15 protein-coding genes and 1 pseudogene are annotated in these 19,731 nt (G+C 60.1%); 12 read left to right on the top strand and 4 right to left on the bottom strand.

Going from position 1 to position 19,731, the window contains the following annotated elements; all coding sequences use genetic code 11:
* Positions 1 to 8: 8 nt before the first annotated feature.
* The 3 genes and pseudogenes from ACW5XD_RS07795 to ACW5XD_RS07785 form a co-directional block, all read right to left on the bottom strand.
* Positions 9 to 408, bottom strand: a pseudogene (locus tag ACW5XD_RS07795) (IS5-like element ISAs34 family transposase); the annotation flags it as partial.
* Between the two features lie 174 nt (positions 409 to 582).
* Positions 583 to 1,701 (bottom strand): ABC transporter substrate-binding protein, encoded by a 1,119-nt coding sequence (locus tag ACW5XD_RS07790; RefSeq protein ID WP_456494393.1) that lies wholly within the window; start codon positions 1,699 to 1,701, stop codon positions 583 to 585.
* A gap of 583 nt (positions 1,702 to 2,284) precedes the next feature.
* Positions 2,285 to 2,614: a hypothetical protein gene (locus ACW5XD_RS07785; protein WP_456494392.1), complete on the bottom strand. Its 330-nt coding sequence runs from the start codon at positions 2,612 to 2,614 to the stop codon at positions 2,285 to 2,287.
* A 268-nt stretch (positions 2,615 to 2,882) separates the two neighbouring features.
* Between ACW5XD_RS07785 and ACW5XD_RS07780 the strand changes: the two genes are divergently transcribed.
* The 9 genes from ACW5XD_RS07780 (at position 2,883) to ACW5XD_RS07740 (ending at position 14,393) form a co-directional block, all read left to right on the top strand.
* Positions 2,883 to 3,368 carry a YqhA family protein gene (locus ACW5XD_RS07780; RefSeq protein ID WP_456494391.1) on the top strand — a complete coding sequence of 162 codons (486 nt, stop codon included), beginning with the start codon at positions 2,883 to 2,885 and terminating at the stop codon, positions 3,366 to 3,368.
* A 121-nt stretch (positions 3,369 to 3,489) separates the two neighbouring features.
* A complete protein-coding gene (locus tag ACW5XD_RS07775) occupies positions 3,490 to 3,939 on the top strand; it encodes a hypothetical protein (RefSeq protein WP_456494390.1) in 450 nt (149 codons plus the stop codon).
* A 4-nt stretch (positions 3,940 to 3,943) separates the two neighbouring features.
* A complete protein-coding gene (locus ACW5XD_RS07770) occupies positions 3,944 to 6,943 on the top strand; it encodes a YncE family protein (RefSeq protein ID WP_456494389.1) in 3,000 nt (999 codons plus the stop codon).
* Positions 6,943 to 7,767: an FTR1 family iron permease gene (locus ACW5XD_RS07765; protein ID WP_456494388.1), complete on the top strand. Its 825-nt coding sequence runs from the start codon at positions 6,943 to 6,945 to the stop codon at positions 7,765 to 7,767. The genes ACW5XD_RS07770 and ACW5XD_RS07765 overlap by 1 nt, the downstream gene beginning before the upstream one ends.
* Before the next feature lie 109 nt (positions 7,768 to 7,876).
* Positions 7,877 to 9,295, top strand: coding sequence for an NAD(P)/FAD-dependent oxidoreductase (locus ACW5XD_RS07760; RefSeq protein WP_456494387.1), 1,419 nt, complete (start codon positions 7,877 to 7,879; stop codon positions 9,293 to 9,295).
* Positions 9,296 to 9,328: 33 nt separating this feature from the next.
* Entirely contained in the window at positions 9,329 to 9,901 is a 573-nt protein-coding gene (locus ACW5XD_RS07755) for a hypothetical protein (protein ID WP_456494386.1), read from the top strand.
* 200 nt (positions 9,902 to 10,101) lie between these two features.
* A complete protein-coding gene (locus tag ACW5XD_RS07750; RefSeq protein ID WP_456494525.1) occupies positions 10,102 to 11,364 on the top strand; it encodes a hypothetical protein in 1,263 nt (420 codons plus the stop codon).
* A gap of 92 nt (positions 11,365 to 11,456) precedes the next feature.
* Positions 11,457 to 13,112 (top strand): hypothetical protein, encoded by a 1,656-nt coding sequence (locus ACW5XD_RS07745; protein ID WP_456494385.1) that lies wholly within the window; start codon positions 11,457 to 11,459, stop codon positions 13,110 to 13,112.
* 93 nt (positions 13,113 to 13,205) lie between these two features.
* A complete protein-coding gene (locus ACW5XD_RS07740) occupies positions 13,206 to 14,393 on the top strand; it encodes a Bcr/CflA family multidrug efflux MFS transporter (RefSeq protein WP_456494384.1) in 1,188 nt (395 codons plus the stop codon).
* A 113-nt stretch (positions 14,394 to 14,506) separates the two neighbouring features.
* Here the strand turns inward: ACW5XD_RS07740 and ACW5XD_RS07735 are convergent, their stop codons facing one another.
* The gene (locus tag ACW5XD_RS07735) at positions 14,507 to 14,974 is read right to left on the bottom strand and encodes a DUF4357 domain-containing protein (protein WP_456494383.1); all 468 of its coding nucleotides are present in this window, start codon (positions 14,972 to 14,974) and stop codon (positions 14,507 to 14,509) included.
* A 197-nt stretch (positions 14,975 to 15,171) separates the two neighbouring features.
* Between ACW5XD_RS07735 and ACW5XD_RS07730 the strand changes: the two genes are divergently transcribed.
* The 3 genes from ACW5XD_RS07730 to ACW5XD_RS07720 are packed head-to-tail and all read left to right on the top strand — an operon-like array spanning position 15,172 to position 19,385.
* The gene (locus ACW5XD_RS07730; RefSeq protein WP_456494382.1) at positions 15,172 to 15,852 is read left to right on the top strand and encodes an ABC transporter ATP-binding protein; all 681 of its coding nucleotides are present in this window, start codon (positions 15,172 to 15,174) and stop codon (positions 15,850 to 15,852) included.
* A gap of 21 nt (positions 15,853 to 15,873) precedes the next feature.
* Positions 15,874 to 18,321 carry an FtsX-like permease family protein gene (locus ACW5XD_RS07725; protein WP_456494381.1) on the top strand — a complete coding sequence of 816 codons (2,448 nt, stop codon included), beginning with the start codon at positions 15,874 to 15,876 and terminating at the stop codon, positions 18,319 to 18,321.
* Positions 18,318 to 19,385 (top strand): lipocalin-like domain-containing protein, encoded by a 1,068-nt coding sequence (locus ACW5XD_RS07720; protein ID WP_456494380.1) that lies wholly within the window; start codon positions 18,318 to 18,320, stop codon positions 19,383 to 19,385. The genes ACW5XD_RS07725 and ACW5XD_RS07720 overlap by 4 nt, the downstream gene beginning before the upstream one ends.
* The last annotated feature ends 346 nt before the right edge of the window (positions 19,386 to 19,731 follow it).

Below are 19,731 nucleotides of genomic sequence, written 5' to 3'. Positions count from 1 at the left end.
CTTGAGTAACTGAGGCAGAAACCCTGCGGCAAACCATGACCATCTGTGGCTAAGTGGACTTTACTGCCAAAATCGCCACATCGGTGGCCAAGAGCTTGGTTAACTGGGGTGTTCTTTACGTGCTCCAACTGCATCTTTGGGCGCCCTGACATTGTAGTCGTAAGGCACCACAGGTCGAAGTCGACGAGCCCTTCTTCATTGAGATGCAGTTGCAACGCTTCAAGGATGGTATCTATTTAGGCCTGTGCTCTACCAACAGCGAAAGGTGTTGTTGATAGAATTCCATGGGCCGAAACGTTCTAGATTTCGCCAAGGAGCACAGAAATGAAGGCTCCAGAGAGTGCCATCGAGTACCTAGCCTGGTTTGCGAGTAGGGAGCCTGCTCAAACGACGACGAGTAAAAAGGATCTATTCAAGCCCTTTTCGTGCATCGATCAACTGATAACGGCGAGACGCGACATAGATTTTAAGCTTTTGAGAACATACAAATTTATATTATCATCACTTTAAGAACACAGCCCACATGGCTTTCGTAAAGGCCATTTTATCCAGAGATATACTAAGGTATTGTTTCATCGCTATTCATTGATTATTGTTATGTATGGATTCCAAGTCCTTAAGAATAGCCGTAGGATCGAGTTGATACTCCTTCATTTGAGGATTATAAAATCTGGAATAATGACGAAAGTCAATATCACCCCATTTATCATGCATAAGCCTATCAAGTAATATAGGGAGTGATCGAGATGGAAGTAAAACCATCTTTGAGTTGAATTTTAAATTATTTTCAATTGGTAACGGTATACCATTAAAATAATCATGCAACATGATGACAACCCAGGCAGCTTCCATAAATTGCCCTCCTATACTAGTTTGAATTTGATTTTTCTGAATAGCCTTAAGACCTTCTAGAGACCAATCAATCCCACCGGTAACATAGTCTTTACCCTGAATCCATCCACTTTGAGACAATGACTCGCTAATACCGATCGAAATTAGGTCGCTAGCGCCCCAAAAGACTCGCACATTCGGGTAGCGTAAATGTAGATGTGTTGCTTGTGTTCGAGCGATGTCCTTTTCCCAAAAGGAATAAACTGATTGTTGCAGAGTTGCATTGCCATCTTCTGCTATGGCACGCTTTAGGCCGTTAAGACGATCTATTGCCGGAGAGTCTGTTATTGTTCCGTTTATTGCCACAATATAAACATGTCCATTTTTTTCATTTAACGTCAATTGACGGGCACGTCCTATTAATTGCTTTCCAAGAAGATAGCCTGCATTTTCGTCGTCAGGCATCATACTTCCTAGCCAGTAGTGGAAAAATTGACCTGGATTTCCAGACGTTTTACGATGACGCTCTTCAATATCAGCATTAAAAAGAAAAACGGGTAGATGCAAACTTTCAGCCTGTTCGATCAGGTCGTAAGCAGACATTTTTAAGTTAGGAAACAATACTGCATCGACATGATCACGATTGGCTATTTGTAAGTTTTCCAGCATTTTCTGCTTACTGCCATGGGCGTAATAAACAGTAATCTTAACATTTAGTTGTTGTTGAGTTGCCTTCGCAAAATTTTCTGCCACACCCCAAAAAGCATCTCCCTCTGCCCGTTGAGTAAACAACGCAAAGTGAAGTGGCTTGTCACCAGCAGTAGCAAATGAGAAGTATAATATTAAAAATAAAGTAATAACAAACTTCATAAAAACCTCTTGCCTGACCTGCGGCTTAAATATAGTGCAGTCACAAATCGATGTGACTGATATGCAGTTTTGTTCAACAACTTAGTTACCAGTTACATACTGGCGACCAGAATAATTTGTGGCCTTTAAAATCAGACATATAGATAACATTCATTTATTATACATTTAGTTGGTTGTTATGAGATGGAATAAAAATAAGTCTTCTAATAACTATTTATAATATTAGAAACACTAATCAGAACATCGCCACAAACCCAAACGGCACCCGCCGTGCCAAAGTGGTGATTGAACGTTCCCCACTGACGATAGATACAACGATGAAAGCTACGACTGTCTGAAAAAGCATGTTTCAGATTTATGGTATGGATCAGGTAAGGTGATTCACAAGGAATCATGAAGCTGAGATCTTATTTGGTCTGCTATTGAGCTTATTAATTTCCACTAAAATTAATAAATATAAAATGTGACATGTCGAAAACAGCCTTCTGTCCAGAAATACAACACTTGCTCACTTCAAAGCGACTAAATTGGGCATCTTTAAGGGCTCAATTCTTGGCTGAAAATGGCTGTGACTGAAATTCGTTCACTTTGAGAACACAGCGTAGCCCTGCTCACCCAAGTCCATGCCATCAGTGCCAAATACCGTCAGCAACTCGAACACGCCGGCGGTACCCAGATCTCCGAACTGCAAGAGTGCGATATCACCAAGGGCAAGGCCGAGAACGCCAAGGCCAACTTTGGCAGCACGACCCCGCACGTGAATACGAATGCCAAAGCAGCTTTGACTCCCTATGCCGGCCAATGGGTGGCCAAAAACAGCAAAGGCGCCACCGTTGCCACGATCCGAGCCGATGACAAGGAACAGGTCTGGGTCAATGGCAAGCCGGTCAAGGCAAGCGCGCGGATGGTGCACGGCTGTTCAAACAAGGCACCCTCACCTTCACCATTCAGGGCGATCGCCGTCTGACGGAAGAAAACGTGTGGCTCGATAGCGATGCCGACACCAAGGACCACATCAACATCGAATAACAACCGGGCATGTATCCCAGATATACCACCCAGCGTACAAGCTGAGCTCAGCGTGATAGCTGACGCCCTTGCGACGATGCCAGTCAAAAACATTCGCTGACCGCCGGTTTCGCGCCATAATCAGCACAATTTTCCCCTACTCAGGAGTTTCCATGCGTCGATTCAACGTCATGCTCAATGGCAGCCGGTTGATGATGTTCCCTTTTTATGTCTGCATTCTGGTTTGCGTGGCTCTGCTGATGGTGAAATTTGCCATGCAACTCTATGAGCTGTGCCGCGACATTATCGATATTCACTATCTGGATCTCATCACAGGGGTACTGACCCTGGTGGACTTCGTGTTGGTGGCGCAAATGTTGATCCTGGTGGCTATCTGCGGTTATGTGCAGTTCATCAAGACGCCGGAGCAGCGCGAGGCACTTGGTAACAACTGGCTCAGCAAGATCACCTTCGCGTCCCTCAAACTCATTGTCATCAACTCCCTGGTCACCATCGCCGGGATCGAGGTACTCAAAGCATTCCTGAACGATGGTACCGGCAACGAGATCGAAATGAAGTGGTCAGTAATCGTGTTTCTCGCCTTCTCCACCGCAGCGCTCATCTACGCCATCACGGAACGGCTGGCGGATCACAAGTAACCCAGCCCTGTTTTCATTCAGAATTTATTCATCAAGAGTAGAATTGATAACTCTTTTCATTACCTTTACTGCACTGTAAACTTTCTCTCCCGGGCTGGACTGCCCGGGCGTTGGAGCATCTATGACAAGCCTTTCCCTCTCACCACGACAGTTCGGGCAATGGCTGGCCTATCACCATCAGGCCGCCGAGGGCTCCCTCTATCTGATGTTTTTCTCCGGCCTGTTGTTGTGGGAACCATTGACCCCTCACTGGTCATTGGCACGCTGGAATCTGTTGCTGCATCTAATGCTCTCCCTCACCCTGTTTCCGCTGCTGTTTGGCGCCTTCTGGCTCTCCCATCGCAGCCTGCTGAACAAGAGCCGCAAGCCCTTCCTGCGCACTACCGGTCGCATTATCGAAGGCCTGCTACTGGTCTGCCTTGGTAGCGGTCTTATCTTGATCCTGCACGGTACCCCGGGCGATGGCATGGGCAACCTCGCCAGCTGGGCACACTGGCTGAGCGCCCTGGCACTGACACCCCTGGTGCTGCGCCACGCCTGGCGCTGGACCATCTTGAAATGGCGCTCTTGATCCCATGCTGAAGCTGTTCTTATCCTGTCTGCCGGTCCTCTTCCTGCTGCTGGGAAGTCCAATTGCCAGCGCCCAACAGATGGGCGCGGCCATGATCGCCTATGAAGAGGGCAAGAGCCCGCGCCTCGTCACCGCCAACCTCAGCGCAGGTTCTGTCACCCTGCTTGAACGTACCAGTGGCAAGCGTCTCAAAGAGGCTCAATTTGGCGGCGATCTGCGCCAGCTGGCGCGCGCCGGCGACGGCACCCTGCTGGTCAGCGACTACAGCGGCGATCGGCTGCTGCTGCTGGGTGATAATCTTACGCTTGCGAAGACGATCCCCACCGGCCATAGACCCTACGGCGTCATCTTCGATCCCAAGCGAAAGTGGTTCTGGGTCACGCTGTTTGAAGCCGGTCGCCTGCAAGCCTACGACACTGCGGGCAACTTGCAGCTGGATGTGGCCACTGCCGAGACCCCGCGCGGGCTGGCCTTGACCGACGACGATCGCCTGCTGCTCACCCACGCCATGACCGGCCAGCTCGCCATCTATGATCTCGCCAGGCTTGAGAAGGATGCCAAAGGCACGACCCTGCCCAAACCGCGGCTAATAACCCTGGCCGAGACTCACAGCGCCACCCCAAGCGACTCTCAGGGCTTGCCACGCCTGCTCGATGGCATCGCCCTCTCCCCCGATGGCAGCGAAGCCTGGCTACCCCACGTGCTGTGGAGTTTCGATCACCCCTTCCAGTTTCAGAGCACCGTCTTTCCGGCAGTCTCCATCATAAATCTCGATGAAGAGAAAGAGCGGGTAGATGAAAGAAAGCAGCTCTTTTTGCAGATCAACCTGCCAAGCGTCGGCAACCGCAGCCAGATCGTCTCCAACCCGTTTGCGGCGCGCTTCGCCGCCGATGGCAAGCGGGTCTATCTGACCCAGGCGGGCTCGGAAGATCTGCTGGTGTTCGACCTGTCGCGCAGCGGCAAGCAGAACAGCAACCGCCACCGCCGCAAGAAGTTCCAGGGGGGCGCCAAGGCGACCCAGCTCCTTCGCCACCTGCCGGGCCAGAATCCGCGGGATCTGCTGATCGACGGCGACCACATTCTGGTACACAACGCCATGGGGCAGGATCTCACCCGCCTTAATAGCGGCGGCAGCGGCCCGTTTGCCCGGGTCACGGTGGATGTTCCCCACTTCGCCAAGCTGGTAGAGACAGATCCCCGTCCCGAGCCGCTTCAGCGCGGCGAGCGGCTATTCAACCTTGGCAACACCGCCGCAAACTCACGCTTCCCCATGGCGGGGGACAACTGGATGAGCTGCAACTCCTGCCATCTGGATGGGTTCAACTTCACCAACCGCTATCTGATGGCAGCCCATCGCCAGAAGAGCGGTGACAACGCCATCAATGGTCACGCCAATCTCGCCAACATGGTGGCGGGGGACTTTATCGGCGAATACCTGCGCATGACCCAGCAGACCCAGGGCGGCATGGGCCATGACACCCGCGATGGGGCCGAGCCTGTTGACCCCGCGAGGCCGCAACCGGAAGTGAAAGCGATGATGGAGGACTTACACGCCTTCGTCACCGCCGATGGCAACCTCCCCTATCTCGCCAACTGGCTGCGGCTCGATGCACCGCGCACGGATCCCGCCAAGGCGCCAACCACTCACCCGAAGGAGTGGCTCAACTCAGCCTCCTGCCAAAACTGCCACCAACAGGCCTTCAAAGATTGGAGCGAGAGCAACCACCGGCTGATGGGCAACTCCCACCCCTACTACAAGGTGGTGCAGGCGCTGGCCCGTGAAACCGAAGGGGAAGCGTTTGGCCAGTGGTGTCAGGGCTGCCATATGCCCCAGCAGGTGATGACAGGCCAGATGGATCTGCCCAAGGGCTCCCATATGTTCGAGCAGGGCGGCGCCTCGCTGATCGCGGCCCACCAGAAAGGCGAGCCCGTAGTAGAGGAAGGCACCGGCTGCGTGCTCTGCCATCGCATCACCCGGCTCGAGGATGCCGGCGGCAACAGCGCCTTTACCGTGAATCTGAAAGACCGCGAGAGCTATGTGTTCGAGGATGCCGCCGGTGGCAGCCTCCAGCACTGGCTGGCGGAGCGACAGATCAACGCCCGCCCCGCCATGCACAAGGCCTCTTACCAGAAGGATTTCTACCGGGATGCGGCCCTGTGCAAGTCGTGCCACAACGAGTTTGCCCCCGGCACCGGCGCCAACATCGTCAATACCTGGGACGAGTGGGAGAACTCCAGCTTCGCCAAGGCGGCCGATCCCGCCAAGCGGCGCACCTGCATCGACTGCCACATGAACCCGGAGCCGGGCAACGGCGGCGCGCCGGTGGCCGGCCAGTCCACCGAAAACGGCACAGTGAAAGAACGGCTCTATCGCCACAACTTCACCGGCGCCCAGCACCAGCTGGTGGGGCTGAGAAGTGCAACCCTCGAGCAAGAGAGCCTGGCGCTGCTCCGCTCAAGCTCTACCCTCTCTGCCCGTATCGAACCCCTTTCGGCCCGCATCGAAGGGGCTGCCGAGCGCCGCCAACTGGTGGTGCGGGTCGCCAATACCGGCGCCGGCCACGCCCTGCCCACCGGGGTCGCCGATTTTCGCGAACTCTGGCTGGAGCTGACGGTCACCGACGCCAGCGGCAAGACGGTGCTCCAAAGTGGCCAGCCGGTGGATGGCGCCGTGCCCGAGGACGCGCGGCTGTTTCGAAAAGTATTCGGCGATGCTGAGGGCAAGCCGGTGGGGCTCAAGTTTTGGCGTTACGCCAAGCTGCTGGCGGATACCCGCATCCCGGCCGATGGCTGGCGCGATGAAGCCTGGCCACTGCCGGCGGATGCCCAGGGGCCCTTCAAGGCTGATATCAGACTCAATTTCCGCACCTACCCCAAGTGGGTCAATGATGCGGTGCGCGCCGCCGAGCCGAGCCTCCCGGAGCCACCCATAGTGATGCTCAACCGGTTGCAACTCACCTTGCAACCCACCTCCCCTACGCCTGACACGGAGCCTGAATCCTGATGTTTGCAAGTTTTCTCATTACCCTGCGCGAGGGGCTGGAAGCCTTTCTGCTGGTAGGCATCTGCCTCTCCTATCTCGCCAAGCTGGGGGCGAGCCGTTACAACAAGTTCATCTATCTGGGGGTGGGGTTAGGCCTCGTCGCCTCTTTGGTGGTCGCCTTCCTGTTTCAGGTGGTGGTGAGCCAGTTCGAGAGCGAGCGCTACAACCACCTGCTGATGGCGGGGATCCTGATTTTCGCCACCCTGGTGCTCACTTACATGGCGGTCTGGATGCAGAAGCAGGCCAAGTCCCAGGTCGGGGCCATGACGGCGCGCATCGATGCCGCCATCGACGGCGGCAACCTGTTTGGTCTGGTGCTGCTCGCCTTCCTGGCCGTGATGCGCGAAGGGTTTGAAACCGTGCTCTTCTTCTCGGCCCTGGTCTACTCCGGGCAAGGGGTGGATCTGCACGAGGGACTGATGGGGGCGCTGGCGGGGCTGCTGATCTCTGTGGTGCTGGTGTGGGGGCTGCTGCGCTCCACTCGCAAGGTGGCGCTGGCCCCCTTCTTCCGCTGGACCGGTCTGCTCATCATCATCATAGCCGCCGGGCTGCTGTCGTCCGCCGTCAACATGTTGCAGGCGGCGGGGGTCATCACCCTCTGGACGACGCCTGTGTTCAACATCAGTCACATTCTCGACGATCAGGGGGTATTCGGTACCTTCCTGCGCGCCCTGTTTGGCTACAATGCCTCACCGGCCGGCTTGCAGTTGCTGACCTGGGCCGCCTATCTGCTGGTCTTCGTCACCGTCTGGCATCGCAACTATCGCCCCAAAGTCCAGGGGTAAGCCCGCTTCTTTACGAGCTCTGGATATGGCAAGGCGGCTCACGGGATAGGGCCGCCTTTTTCACCCTCTTTCCCTTTTCTCTTCAGCCAGATTTTTCGGATACACAGTCATGAGCGACAACAAGAAGATTGCAGTACTGGGCGCAGGCCCCGCCGGTTTGATGGCCGCCTGGCGTCTTTGCCAGGCCGGTTTTGCGGTCACCCTGTTCGAGCAGGAACCCGTGGTGGGCGGCATGTGCGCCACCCAGACCTTTGCTGGCAAGGATGGCGACTATCGCTTCGACTACGGCGGTCACCGCTTCATCACCAAGAACCCCGAGCTACTTGCCTTTATCGACGAACTGATGGGGGACGATCTGCTCCACGCCGATCGCAAGAGCGTGATCCGCTTTGGCGGGCGCACCTATGATTACCCCTTGAACCTCACCAACCTGATCAAGACAGCCCCTCTGCCGCTGATGGCTGGCGCGGTGAAAGACTTGCTGCTGTTGCCCTTTGCCAAAAAGCCGGACGACTTTGACAAGGCGAGCTTTGCCGAGTGGATCCAGAGCCACTTCGGCCGCACCCTCTATCGCCAGTTCTTCGAGGGCTACACGGCCAAGCTGTGGGGTATCAACCCTGACCGGCTCTCCGCCGACTGGGCCGGCCAGCGCATCAGCCTGATCGATCTCAAAGACGTGGCGCGCCGCCTGCTGCCAAGGCGCAACGGCAGCATCTCGGTGCGCACCTATGCCCGCAAGTACCGCTACCCCAAGTACGGCTTCGGCCAGATCTTCACCACCCTGGGCGAGCGGCTGATGGCAGAGGGAGTCGAACTCAAGACCAACGCCACCATTACCCGCCTCGAGCAGACCGATGGCCGCATCGAACGGGTTTATTGGTCACAAGATAACGTGGAGCAGAGCGAGCAATTTGATCAGGTGATCTCCACCCTGCCGCTGCCGCTCACCTGCCAGCATCTGGGCTTGCCGTGCGATCTGCACTACCGATCCCTGCGTTTCGTCAATATGCCGCTCAAACAGGAGAACCTGTCGGACAACACCTGGCAGTACCTCTCCGACCCCCATATTCTGGCCACCCGTCTGCAGGAACCGCGCCGCCGTAGCCCCTTTATGGCGCCGATGGGGCAAACATCCGTGATGCTGGAGATCCCCTGCAACCCGGGGGATGCCACCTGGCAGGCGCCGCTGGCCGATCTGCGCGGCCGGGTCACCGCTGATCTTGCCAGCCTTGGTGTCGATACCGCCAAGCTTGGCGATGAGACCTTCGAGGCGCGCAGCGAGTACGCTTATCCGTTGATGGATCTCGGTTATCAGGCACGCCGCAACGCCGCTATTCAGGCGCTGATGCCGATAGCCAACCTCATCATGAGCGGCCGTCAGGGGACATTCCGCTACATCTTCACCGACACCGCCATGGAGATGGGGATGATGGCCGCCGACATGGTGATCGACGGGGTGGACAGACGGCATGCCATCTTCAATCATCGCAACGAAAACACCGTGATCGAAACCCAGAGCGTGGCCTGACCGCCGCGCCATTGGCACAACAAGGAGAACAGGATGACCATCCGACCAGGTTTACTTGCCCTTGCCCTGCTGACGGGCCCGCTGCTGACAGGTATCGGACAAGCCCAGGCGTACTCCTACGCCGCCACCGGCAAGGAGCCGCTGATCGATGCGCGCGAGGCGCTGCTCGGCGCCGCCACTGACGGCAAAGATGCCAGCGCCACCTTGAGCGAGATCGCCGAAGAGCTGACCTATCTGGAAGAGCACCACAAGGTCGAGCTGCAAGCACCGCTGGCCGCTGCCATTCAGGCCAAAGATGCCGCCGCCACCGCTGCCCTGCTCAACCGGGCCTACAAGGCGGAGATCGAGCGCCGCCTCGAGGGGGCCAGCCAGAACCTTGGCGACTACCAGACCGCCAAGGTGCTGGTGGTCAAGAGCAAGCGCTTCCTCGATTTGATCCTCCCCTCCTTGAGTGAAGGGGATCGCAAGGCCGCCGACCAGGCGCTGGCCAGGGTGCTGGACGCCATCGGCAACCCGGGGGTATTCGGGGTAGGTGCCAAGCTCGCCGATGCCACCGCCTTCGCCGAGGCGGAAAAAGCGCTGATGGCCGTGCTGGCACCGCTCTGATGACCATCTGCCAATCATTGCGCCACCGCGCTTCGACAAACGGTGGGTTTCGCTTCGCTCTACCCACCCTACGCACAGCCTGCCGATAAATGCACCCGGACACCGGTTTGCCCCCTCATCCCCCGGCGGGAGAAGGGTTGGAGATGAGGGGGAAGGCAAGGTCTCGGCGTTGGGTTTCCCCCTGCTCACCCCCCCTCTGGCTGTTGATCCTGCTGCAACTGGTCTGGCTGGGTTGGCTGCTTGCTTTTCCGGTGGCCCTCGACTCCGACGATGCCCTGAACTTTGCCCACGGAGTGGTGCGCTTCAGCGTGCTGGAGTTCTCGCCCCACTTTCCGGGCTACCCCGCCTTTATCTGGCTGGCGCGACTGATCAATCTGGCCGTTGATGATCCGGCCCGCGCGGTGCAGTGGGCAAGCTTGATGGGCACAGGACTGCTGGCGCCGCTCGCGGCGTATCTCGCGGTCAGATTGTGGCAGCGCCAAAGCCTGCTGGCCCCCGTCTGGCTGCTGGTGCTGGCCCTGCCGCTGACGCCGACGCTGGCGCTCTCCGGCCTCTCGGACGGGCCTGCGCTGGCGGCATGGCTCGGGGCTCTCTTGGCCTTGCAGCATCGCAAACTGACGTTGGGCGGCCTGCTGGTGGGCCTGCTGCTGGCCCTGCGTCCCTCCTATTTCATGCTGGCCCTGCTGCCGCTTTGGCTAGGGATGGAGCAGAAGGGAGAGCGGATCCGGTTTGTGCTTCCTATCGCGATGGTGGGGCTGCTCAGCCTGCTGTTTGTCTGGCAGGCCGATGGCCTGGCCTATTTCAGCGAAGGGCTGCGCTTTACCGATGGCCACTTTACTCTCTGGGGCAACACGGCGGCGGCCCACGGTGATCGGCTGTTGAGCTGGGCCCGCACCTTCAGCGCGCAGTTCACTCCGCTCTGGCCGCTGCCGATGGGGTTGTTGCTGATGCCGCTCTGGCCGGCGGTTCGGCGCAAGGCCGCACCAGCCAAGCAGGTATGGTATCTTGGCTGGCTGGCCCTGCTGCTCTGGACCCTGTTTGGCCAGAACCCGGACAATCCCCGCCATCTGGCGCCCCTCACCCTGCTCGGCATAGTGCTACTGACAGGTTGGCTGCCGCGCCGCGCCGAATGGCTTGCCACCCTGGCAGCCCTGCTGCTGTTTTGTATCACCCTCACCTCTCCCCAGCCGCCCGCCATGGTGCAAGCGGCACAGCTGGCCGAGCGGGCGTGCCCGGCGCTGGTGACCCAGTGGGGAGTCAGGCTGCTGCGCGAAACCACGGCCCTGCCCGTCACCGACGGCTGGTACAAAGGGGATGCGGCCCTTGCGCTTGCCGAAGGGGCCTGTCGCCTCAGCCGACGGCCCATCCTGGCTGGCGACCTGCCCGCACCAAACCGGCAGATCTGGTTTGCACCCCGCTTTCGCGCCGAGCCGGGCCTCTGGCTTGCCATTTCCACCAAGTAGAGGGATGCTGGCCTCTGGTAGAACGTCAGACGCAGAAGGGAGCCGGCGTATCGACCCGACTCTCCCTGCGGCCATCACCAGCGAGTCCCGATATGTACGGATTGCTGACGCGCTACAGCATTCCCCTGATATTGCTGATAGCCACAGGTCTCATGTTGTTGCTCTTCTGGCTACGCGGTGGCAGCCAGGGGCATGATCTGTTTCATCATCTGCTCTCCAGCCACTTTTTTGCGGTTCAGTTGTGGCAGGGGGAGTTCTATCCTCGCTGGCTGATGGCCATGAATGGCGGCTTTGGCAGCCCCACCTTCTTCTTTTATCCTCCCCTGCCCTACTATGTCAGTGCCTTGTTCGCCGGACCCACGCCCCTCGACCACGAGGCCATGACACCGTTGCTCTGGAGCAGCAGCCTGGCACTCTGGCTTTCGGGTTTGTTTGCCTATCTCTGGCTGCGCACCTTTGCGTCCCCCCGGCGAGCCCTGGGGGCCAGCCTGCTCTACATGGCGCTCCCCTACCATCTGGCCATCGACATCTATGCCCGCTTTGCACTGGCCGAAAGCTGGGCCTTCGTCTGGGTGCCACTGGCCATGCTGGGGCAGGACAGGCTATTCAAACATGCCCCCTTCGGCTTGCTCCTGCTGGCTTTCGCCGTGGCCATGCTGGCGCTTTCCCACCTGCCAAGCCTACTGATCATCCTGGTGTTGCTGGCGGTACGCAGCCTGCTGCAGGCTTGGCACAATCAAACGATATGCCCCATCTGGTCCAGCCTGCTGGCACAGGGATGGGGACTGGCCATGGCAAGCCTGCTGCTGTTGCCCGCCCTGCTGGATCAGGGGGCGATCTCCATGGAACAAATGCGTACCGGCATCTTCGAGTTTCAGCGCAATTTTCTCGATCGCCTTCCCCAAAGCCTGGATGACTGGCGCTTTCGCGGTCACCTCACCTGGCTGAGCATGCTGACCCTCGTCCTGTTGCTGGTGGCGTGGGCCGCCACTCGTGCACCCCATCATCCCGAGCTGCAAAGCTGGGGCGTGATCGGCACCGTCTGCTTTCTCATGATGCTCTCAGTGAGTGAACCACTCTGGCAGTTGCTCATGCCTTTGCAACTGGTGCAATTCCCTTGGCGCTTCAACCTTGTCCTGGTCATCGCCACCGTGGCCGTGGTGGCACTGGCGCCTCCCGCCCATCGTCCCTGGCAGTGGCTCTGGTGGGGGCTGCTCACCCTCACCATGGCATCGCAGGCGATCTATATTCACGCGTCCCCCCTCACCCAGCGTCCGGAGAAAACCGTGCTGGATGCGGAATTCGACAGCAAGCGCAGCGCCCGGGAATACCGGCCAAGACAGGTACCCCGCAGCCTATTCTCCCCTACCCTGCTGGCCTGGAAGGATGAGTTCCAGCCCGAGATCACCACACAGCAGCAGGGCGTAACGTGGCAGATCCTGAACTGGCATCCCCGCGATATCGTACTAACCGTGAATGCCAGGAGCCCGGCAACTCTGGTGCTGCACCAATTTTACTATCCGGGCTGGCAGGCCAGGATCGACGATGATGCGTCCCTGATCGTCGACAATACCCCCAACGGACTGTTGCAGGTCCGGGTGCCCGCCGGCAACTACCAGCTCACCGTGACCCTGAGTGCCCGCTGGCCGGAGCGCCTCGGTTATGGCTTGTCGCTGGTGGCCTGGCTGATCTGGTGGCTGGCACTGGCTGGTATCATCATCAAGGTCAGGGCCGCCCGGTCACGGTGACGAGGCGCAGGAACGCCATGCCCGGCGTGGTGAAAGCTGATAGACTCGTTGTTTCCCTGCATTGCGCAACCAAGGTAGACAACCGGACACCCTATGCCCCACGCCCCCCTCTCTCCCCGTTTTCTGTTTATCCTGCTTGGCGCCCTGGCCGGCCTGACGCCGCTGGCGGTGGACATGTACCTGCCCGCCATTCCGGCCATCGCCCGGGATCTGGCCACCAGCATCGACGGGGCTCAGCTCACCATCAGCGCCTTCCTCGGTGGTTTCGCCATCGGCCAGCTGTTCTACGGACCGCTCGCCGACAGCTATGGTCGCAAGCCGGTGATCCTGGCGGGACTGGTGATGTTTGCCATCGCCTCGGTGGGCTGCGCCATGGCGGACTCTCTGCCTGAACTGCTGGCCTGGCGCATGCTGCAAGCGGCGGGCGGTGCGGCCGGTTCCGTGGTGGTCAATGCCCTGCTGCGCGACTTGTTCGAGAAGGATGCCTTCTCTCGCGCCATGTCGTTCGTCATCCTGGTGATGACGCTGGCGCCGCTGGTGGCGCCCGTGGTGGGCGGTTACATCAGCGCCCACAGCAACTGGCGGGTGATCTTCTGGCTGTTGGTGGGCATCAGTCTGCTCATCTGCGTGGTGATGCAGTGGAAAATCCAGGAGACCCTCAAGCCTGAACATCGCCAGCCCCTCAAGCTCGGCCAAATTCTGAAAAACTACTGGGGTGTGCTCACCCATCGCGGCGCCATGGGCTATGTGCTGTGCGGCTCCCTCTCCAGCTCCGGCATGTTCGCCTTCCTGAGTGCCTCACCCTACGTCTACATCGAGTATTTCAAGGTGCCGACCGAGCACTACGGCTGGCTGTTCGGCCTCAATATCCTGCTGATGATGGTGGTCACCTTCGTCAACAGCCGGCTGGTGAAAGGGGTGGGCGCCGAGCGCATGCTGCAATACGGCCTGCTGATGCTGCCCTGCGCCGGCGCCCTGCTCATCTACAACGCCTGGAGTCAGACCGGTGGCCTGTGGGGCATCGTCATCCCGGTGGTGCTGTTCGTCGGTCATATCAGTCTGGTGGGGGCCAACGCCATGACGGGCCTGATGGGTCACTTCCCTCAATCCGCGGGCACGGCTTCGGCCCTGGCCGGCACATTGCGCTTTGGCATAGGCGCCGTGGTGGGCATTCTGGTCAACCTCAATCCGCCAACGTCCCCGCTGCCCATGGCCATCGCCATCGCCAGCTGCGGTTTTGGCTCGGCCATCAGTTACTGGCTGCTGACTGGCAAGAAATAAACCCCAGACAAGACAACGCCGCCCTCTTCAACACCAAAGAGGGCGGCGTTTTCATGTCCGTTGTGCGGTCTCCGGGAGCGGCAGGGAGGCCCAGCGTCGGCACCTTCGGGAAATTACTTCTTGCCAAAGCCCGACTGTTTGAGAGTGTAACCGGCACTGTTTTGCCAGGCATCCAGGCCGCTGCGGTTGTTGCCTGCCACCAGACTGGCGGCCAGGCTCGGGCTGTTGAACAGCTGATCGGCGGTGAACACCAGGCCGCCTTCGCTGCGGGTGGTGAGGATCCCCTTGCCCAGCAACTCCTGACGCAGTTCGATCACGGCTTCGCGCAGGGAGGCGGCATCCTCGCCATTGGCGGTGGAGCCCGCCAGCACCATGAAGCCGGGATTTTGCCGTTTGCCCACCGGATATCCGTGGGCCTCGGCACCCTTGCCATTGAAGTGGTACAGCTCGCGCTCCCCCGGCTTGTTGTCGGAGAGCGCCTTTTGCAGGGTCATCAGCTCGTTATAAATCTCGATGGGGACGACGGCAGCCTGCTTGTTGCCCTTGCTATCGATGATAAAACTGACTTGCTTGTGTAACATCCTTGCTCATCCTGTGACCCATGGAAGCTCCTATTCTAACCACCTCTGGCAAGCGGGATCCAGCAAGGATCCTCACCTCTTTTGCTGGGGTGATCACTAACTGGCGCTCTTGATCAGCTGCGAGGCGTGTTGATCATTCCCGACCGTGGTAGCGTAGATAGCATAATGAAAGCCATTGACCATCAAGCGGTTATCCCATGCTGACCCTGCGCAACCTCTGTAAAAGCTTCGATAACGGCAGTGAACGCCTGCCGCTCTTCCATCATCTGGATCTCACCCTGGCCGCCGGCGAGATCACCTTGCTGCTGGGGCAGAGCGGCTGTGGCAAGTCGACCCTGCTCAACCTGATCGCCGGGCTCATCCCCCCGGATGAGGGGGAGATCTGGCTGGGAGAGGCCCGCCTCGACAATCAGTCCCCGGACAATCGGGCTCGCCTGCGCGGCCGCCACTTTGGCATCGTCTATCAGGATTTCAACCTGCTGCCGACCCTGAACGTGGAGGAGAATCTCTGCCTGCCGCTTGCCATCAACGGCCTGCCACGCGATGAGACACGAATTGACCTCTTGTTAGAACGCCTCGATCTCGCCCACAAGCGCCACGCCTGGCCGGAGCAACTCTCCGGCGGCCAGCGCCAGCGGGTGGCGCTGGCCCGCGCCCTCATTCACCAGCCCCAGTGGCTGCTCGCCGACGAACCCACCGGGAGTCTCGATGAACACAACGCCGAGCAGGTGATGGCACTGATGATGGCGGCGGTGCGGGGCACCGGCGCCGGGCTCTTGCTGGTGAGCCACAACCCCACCTATGGCGCCCTGGCGGATCGGGTGCTGCGCCTTGAAGGGGGCCAGCTGGTCGCGCTCAAGGGGAGCCGCCATGACTGACGCCCGCCACAGAGGGCAGTGATGTTGCCGCTGCCGCTCAAGGCGCTGCTGCGCCTCTATCGCGCTCACCCCTGGCTGCTGTTGATGAGCCTGGTCGGGCTCACCCTCGGGGTCTCCCTGGTGGTGGCCATCGAGCTGTTGAACCACAGCGCCCGCACCAACTTCGTCGCCGCCCGCAGCCAGCTGGCGGGGGAAGCGAACTACCGGCTAGCGCCGGACGGCGGGCTGGACGAGCAGCTCTACGTCAAACTGGTGCGCAGCCTGCCCGCTCTCAATGCCATGCCGCAGCTGCACGCTTGGCTCAAGGACGAGCAGGGGCGCAGCTTCCAGCTGCTGGGGATGGATCTGTTCAACCCCGGCCCCCTGCGCCAGCTGTTTGGTGCCACACCGGATACCGACCCCAGCTTTTCGTTAAATCGCACCGACAGCGTCTGGCTGGCCGCCCCCGAAGCGAGCCGCCTTGGCTGGCAACCGGGCCAGATCCGCCGCTTCGTGCTGGGTGGCGGTGAAGGGGCGCCCCCCCGCCCGCTGACCCTCACGTTGGCCGGCACCTTCGAGCCCGGCGCCGTGCCCATGGAGCGGCTGCTGGTGACCGACATCGGCCTCGCCCAGCCCCTGCTGGGCAAGGAAGGGCGACTCGATCGCATCGTCTTCAAACTAAGCGAGCAAGAGGCCACTGCCTTGCAACGCGCCCTGCTGGCTGCGCAGGGAACCGGGCTCGCCGCCCAGCCCTTGTGGCTTGAGCCCATCAGCCCGGCGCTCGATGCCAGCCAGCTCGGCGATGCGCTGGCTCTGAACCTCACGGCGCTCTCCCTGCTCGCCATGGCGGTGGGGCTCTTTCTGGTGTTCAACGCCCAGCGCTTCGTGCAGAGCGTGCGCCGCCCCCAGCTGGCCCAGCTCATCATCCTCGGCATGCCGCCGCGCCGACTGCTGCGCTGGCTGGCACTGGAAATCCTGATCCTCGCCAGCATCGGTACCCTGCTCGGGCTGCTGCTCGGCAGCCTGTTGGCCCTCGCCCTGATGGGGCAGCTCACCCAGGCACTGGCCGATCTCTATGGCCCCAACCCCATCGACTTGCTGCGCCTCTCCCCCGCCAGCCTTGGCAAGGCGCTGGTGATCGGCCTGGCTGGCACGCTGGCCGCCAACCTGCCCGGCTGGTGGCAACTGCTGCGCCAATCCCCCCTTGAGCTGCGAGAAGGCAACAGCCGCCCGCCGGCTCATCCCTGGCCACGTCGGGAGCTCGCCATCGTCATCTTGCTGCTCTGCGCCCTGTGTCTATGGCGGCCAGAAACCGGGCTTGGCGGCGCCCTCTTCGTGGCAGGCGGCTGGCTGCTGGCCATGGCGCTCGCCCTGCCCGATGTGCTGCGCGCCGTGCTGGGCCGGCTGCGCCGACGCGAGTACGGCTCCCTCAACGCCCGGCTCGGGGTGGCCGAAACCCTCTATCACCTGGATCGCACCGCCATCGCGGTGATGGCGCTGCAACTGGCCATTGCGGCGGCCATCGGCATCGGCGTCATGGTGTCGAGCTTTCGCTCGAGCGTGGAGATCTGGCTCGGCCAGCGCCTGGCCGCCGATCTCTATGTCACCGCTCCCAAGGGGGTGGCCGGCAACAAGGGCGCCCTGAGCGAGCAGACCCTCAACACCATTCTCGCCGCGCCGGACGTGCGCGCTGCCTCGCGCCGCTCGGTGCACCCGGCCCGCTGGCAGGGGCAGCCCATCGAGTGGGCGCAGATGGACTTTATCCCCGAGCTCAAAGCCGCCTATCCGCTGCTGGCCGGACGCTGGCCCGCCACCCCCGACGAGGTGCTGGCGAGCGAACCGCTGACGGTGCGCCTAGGGGTCAAGGTGGGCCAAAGCCTTGAGGTGAGCGGCGAGCAAGGGGCGCGAACGTTCACCGTCACCGGCATCTATCAGGATTACGGCAGCGACAAGGGGCAGATACTGCACGCCTTCGAAGGGGGCAAGGTGCAATCCCTGGCCCTCTTCAGCCCGCACGTGGATCGCCTCGCCGATCACCTGCGGGCCCAGTTTGGCGAGCGGGTGAACCTGTTGCCCGCCCCTGCCATCCACGCCGCCGCCCTCAAGGTGTTCGACCAGACCTTCGTGGTGACCGAGCTACTGAAGTTGCTGATCCTGGGGATCGCCTTCGTCGGCATCGGCTCGGCCTTCATGGTGCTGGGGCTGGCCCGGCGCGGCGAGTTGCAGACCCTGCAGAGCCTTGGCTTGAGCCCCCGCCACTGCCGCCGGTTGCTGGTGTGGCAAGGGGCGGGCCTCGGGCTGCTCACCGCGCTGCTGGCCCTGCCGGTGGGCTATGGCCTTGCCTGGGTGCTGATTGAGGTGGTCAACCCCCGCGCCTTCGGCTGGCGGCTGGCCTTCGAGGCCGCCCCCCTGCACGCCGTCACGGCGCTCCTGCTCGCCCCCGTCTGTGGCGCCCTCGCCTCCTGGTACGCCGCAAGGAGAGTGGTATGAAAACATTCAACATCTGGTCGCTGGCGCTGATCTGCACCCTGTATGGCACCGGGATCAGTGCCAACGATCTGGGCGCCATCCTTGGCGGCGGCAACGATCACTTCAAAAAGGCCCTGCCGGGTCAGTCCATCAACCTGCCCACCGATCACGGTGCCCACCCCAACTACCGCTCCGAGTGGTGGTATCTCACCGGCAACCTGAAAGACGAACAGGGGCGCGGCTACGGCATGCAGTGGACCCTGTTCAGGCAAGGCATCGAGCAGGAGATAAAATCCGACAACCCCTGGCTTGCTCCCCAGCTCTGGCTGGCCCAGTTTGCCATCACTGACTTGAGCAAAGGCAGCCACCAGCAGGACGAGCGCACCAGCCGCCAGGGGCCAGGGCTCGCCGGTGCCAGCGGCGGTCAGTATTGGCTGAAAGAGTGGGTGCTGGCCTCTCAAGGGGAATCGCTCTTTCCCGCCACCCTCAAGGTGCAGAGCAAGGCGGGGGATCTTGATTTGCAGGTGAGCGCCGCCAAGCCGGCGGTACTGCAGGGCAAACAGGGTTACAGCGAGAAGAGCCCGGGCAACGCCTCCTTCTACTACTCCTACCCGCGCCTGACCATCAGCGGCACCTTGACCCTGGATGGTGAGATCCGCAACGTCAGCGGTGAGGGTTGGTTTGATCACGAGTGGAGCAGCTCGGTATTGGCCCAGTGGCAATCGGGCTGGGACTGGTTTTCGCTGCAATTTGAAGATGGCCGCGAGCTGATGCTGTTTCGCCTGCGCACCAAGGCCGGACGCACCGAGCCGGAGAACCGCTACGGCATCCTAATTGAGCGCGATGGCAGCAGTCGGGTATTAAGCCCAGATCGCATCCGCCTCACCCCCGGCAAGACCTGGCGCGGCCCCAAGGGGCAAGCCTACCCCATCGAGTGGCAACTGGAAGCCGCCGATATGACGCTCACCATTCAGGCGCGCCAGCCCGATCAGGCCATGACGGGGCGCTTTGACTACTGGGAGGGGGCGGTCTCTGTCTCGGGAGATGCCAAGGGAGTTGGCTATCTGGAGATGACGGGGTATTGAGCAAAGGGCCTGCCGCGTTTCTTCTCTGCTTTTATATGCGAGGGTTAAGCCTGCTTCGCATTACTATCTCTGTGCACCGTTTCCATTACGCTCAGTTCCAAACTGCCTCCCCCGCTTCGCTTTCTGATCCTCATCAAAATAACGTGTCAATCCCCCGCCTCAGTAAGACCTTTTGCTCAACAAATAGATCTAAATTTGGTACCATACGCATCCAGCCCTTTCAGCACAATAAGTAACCGAGGCTCACTTACGAGGTATTACTCTTCAATTTGGTTAATCGTTACGCACTGGGAGGTAAGACCCAGTGCGGTAGCTATCCTGTGTAGAAAAGATATATTTTCTAATA

It is taken from the genome of Aeromonas enterica, from assembly GCF_054052465.1.
This window is presented reverse-complemented; position numbering and strand designations above follow the sequence as displayed.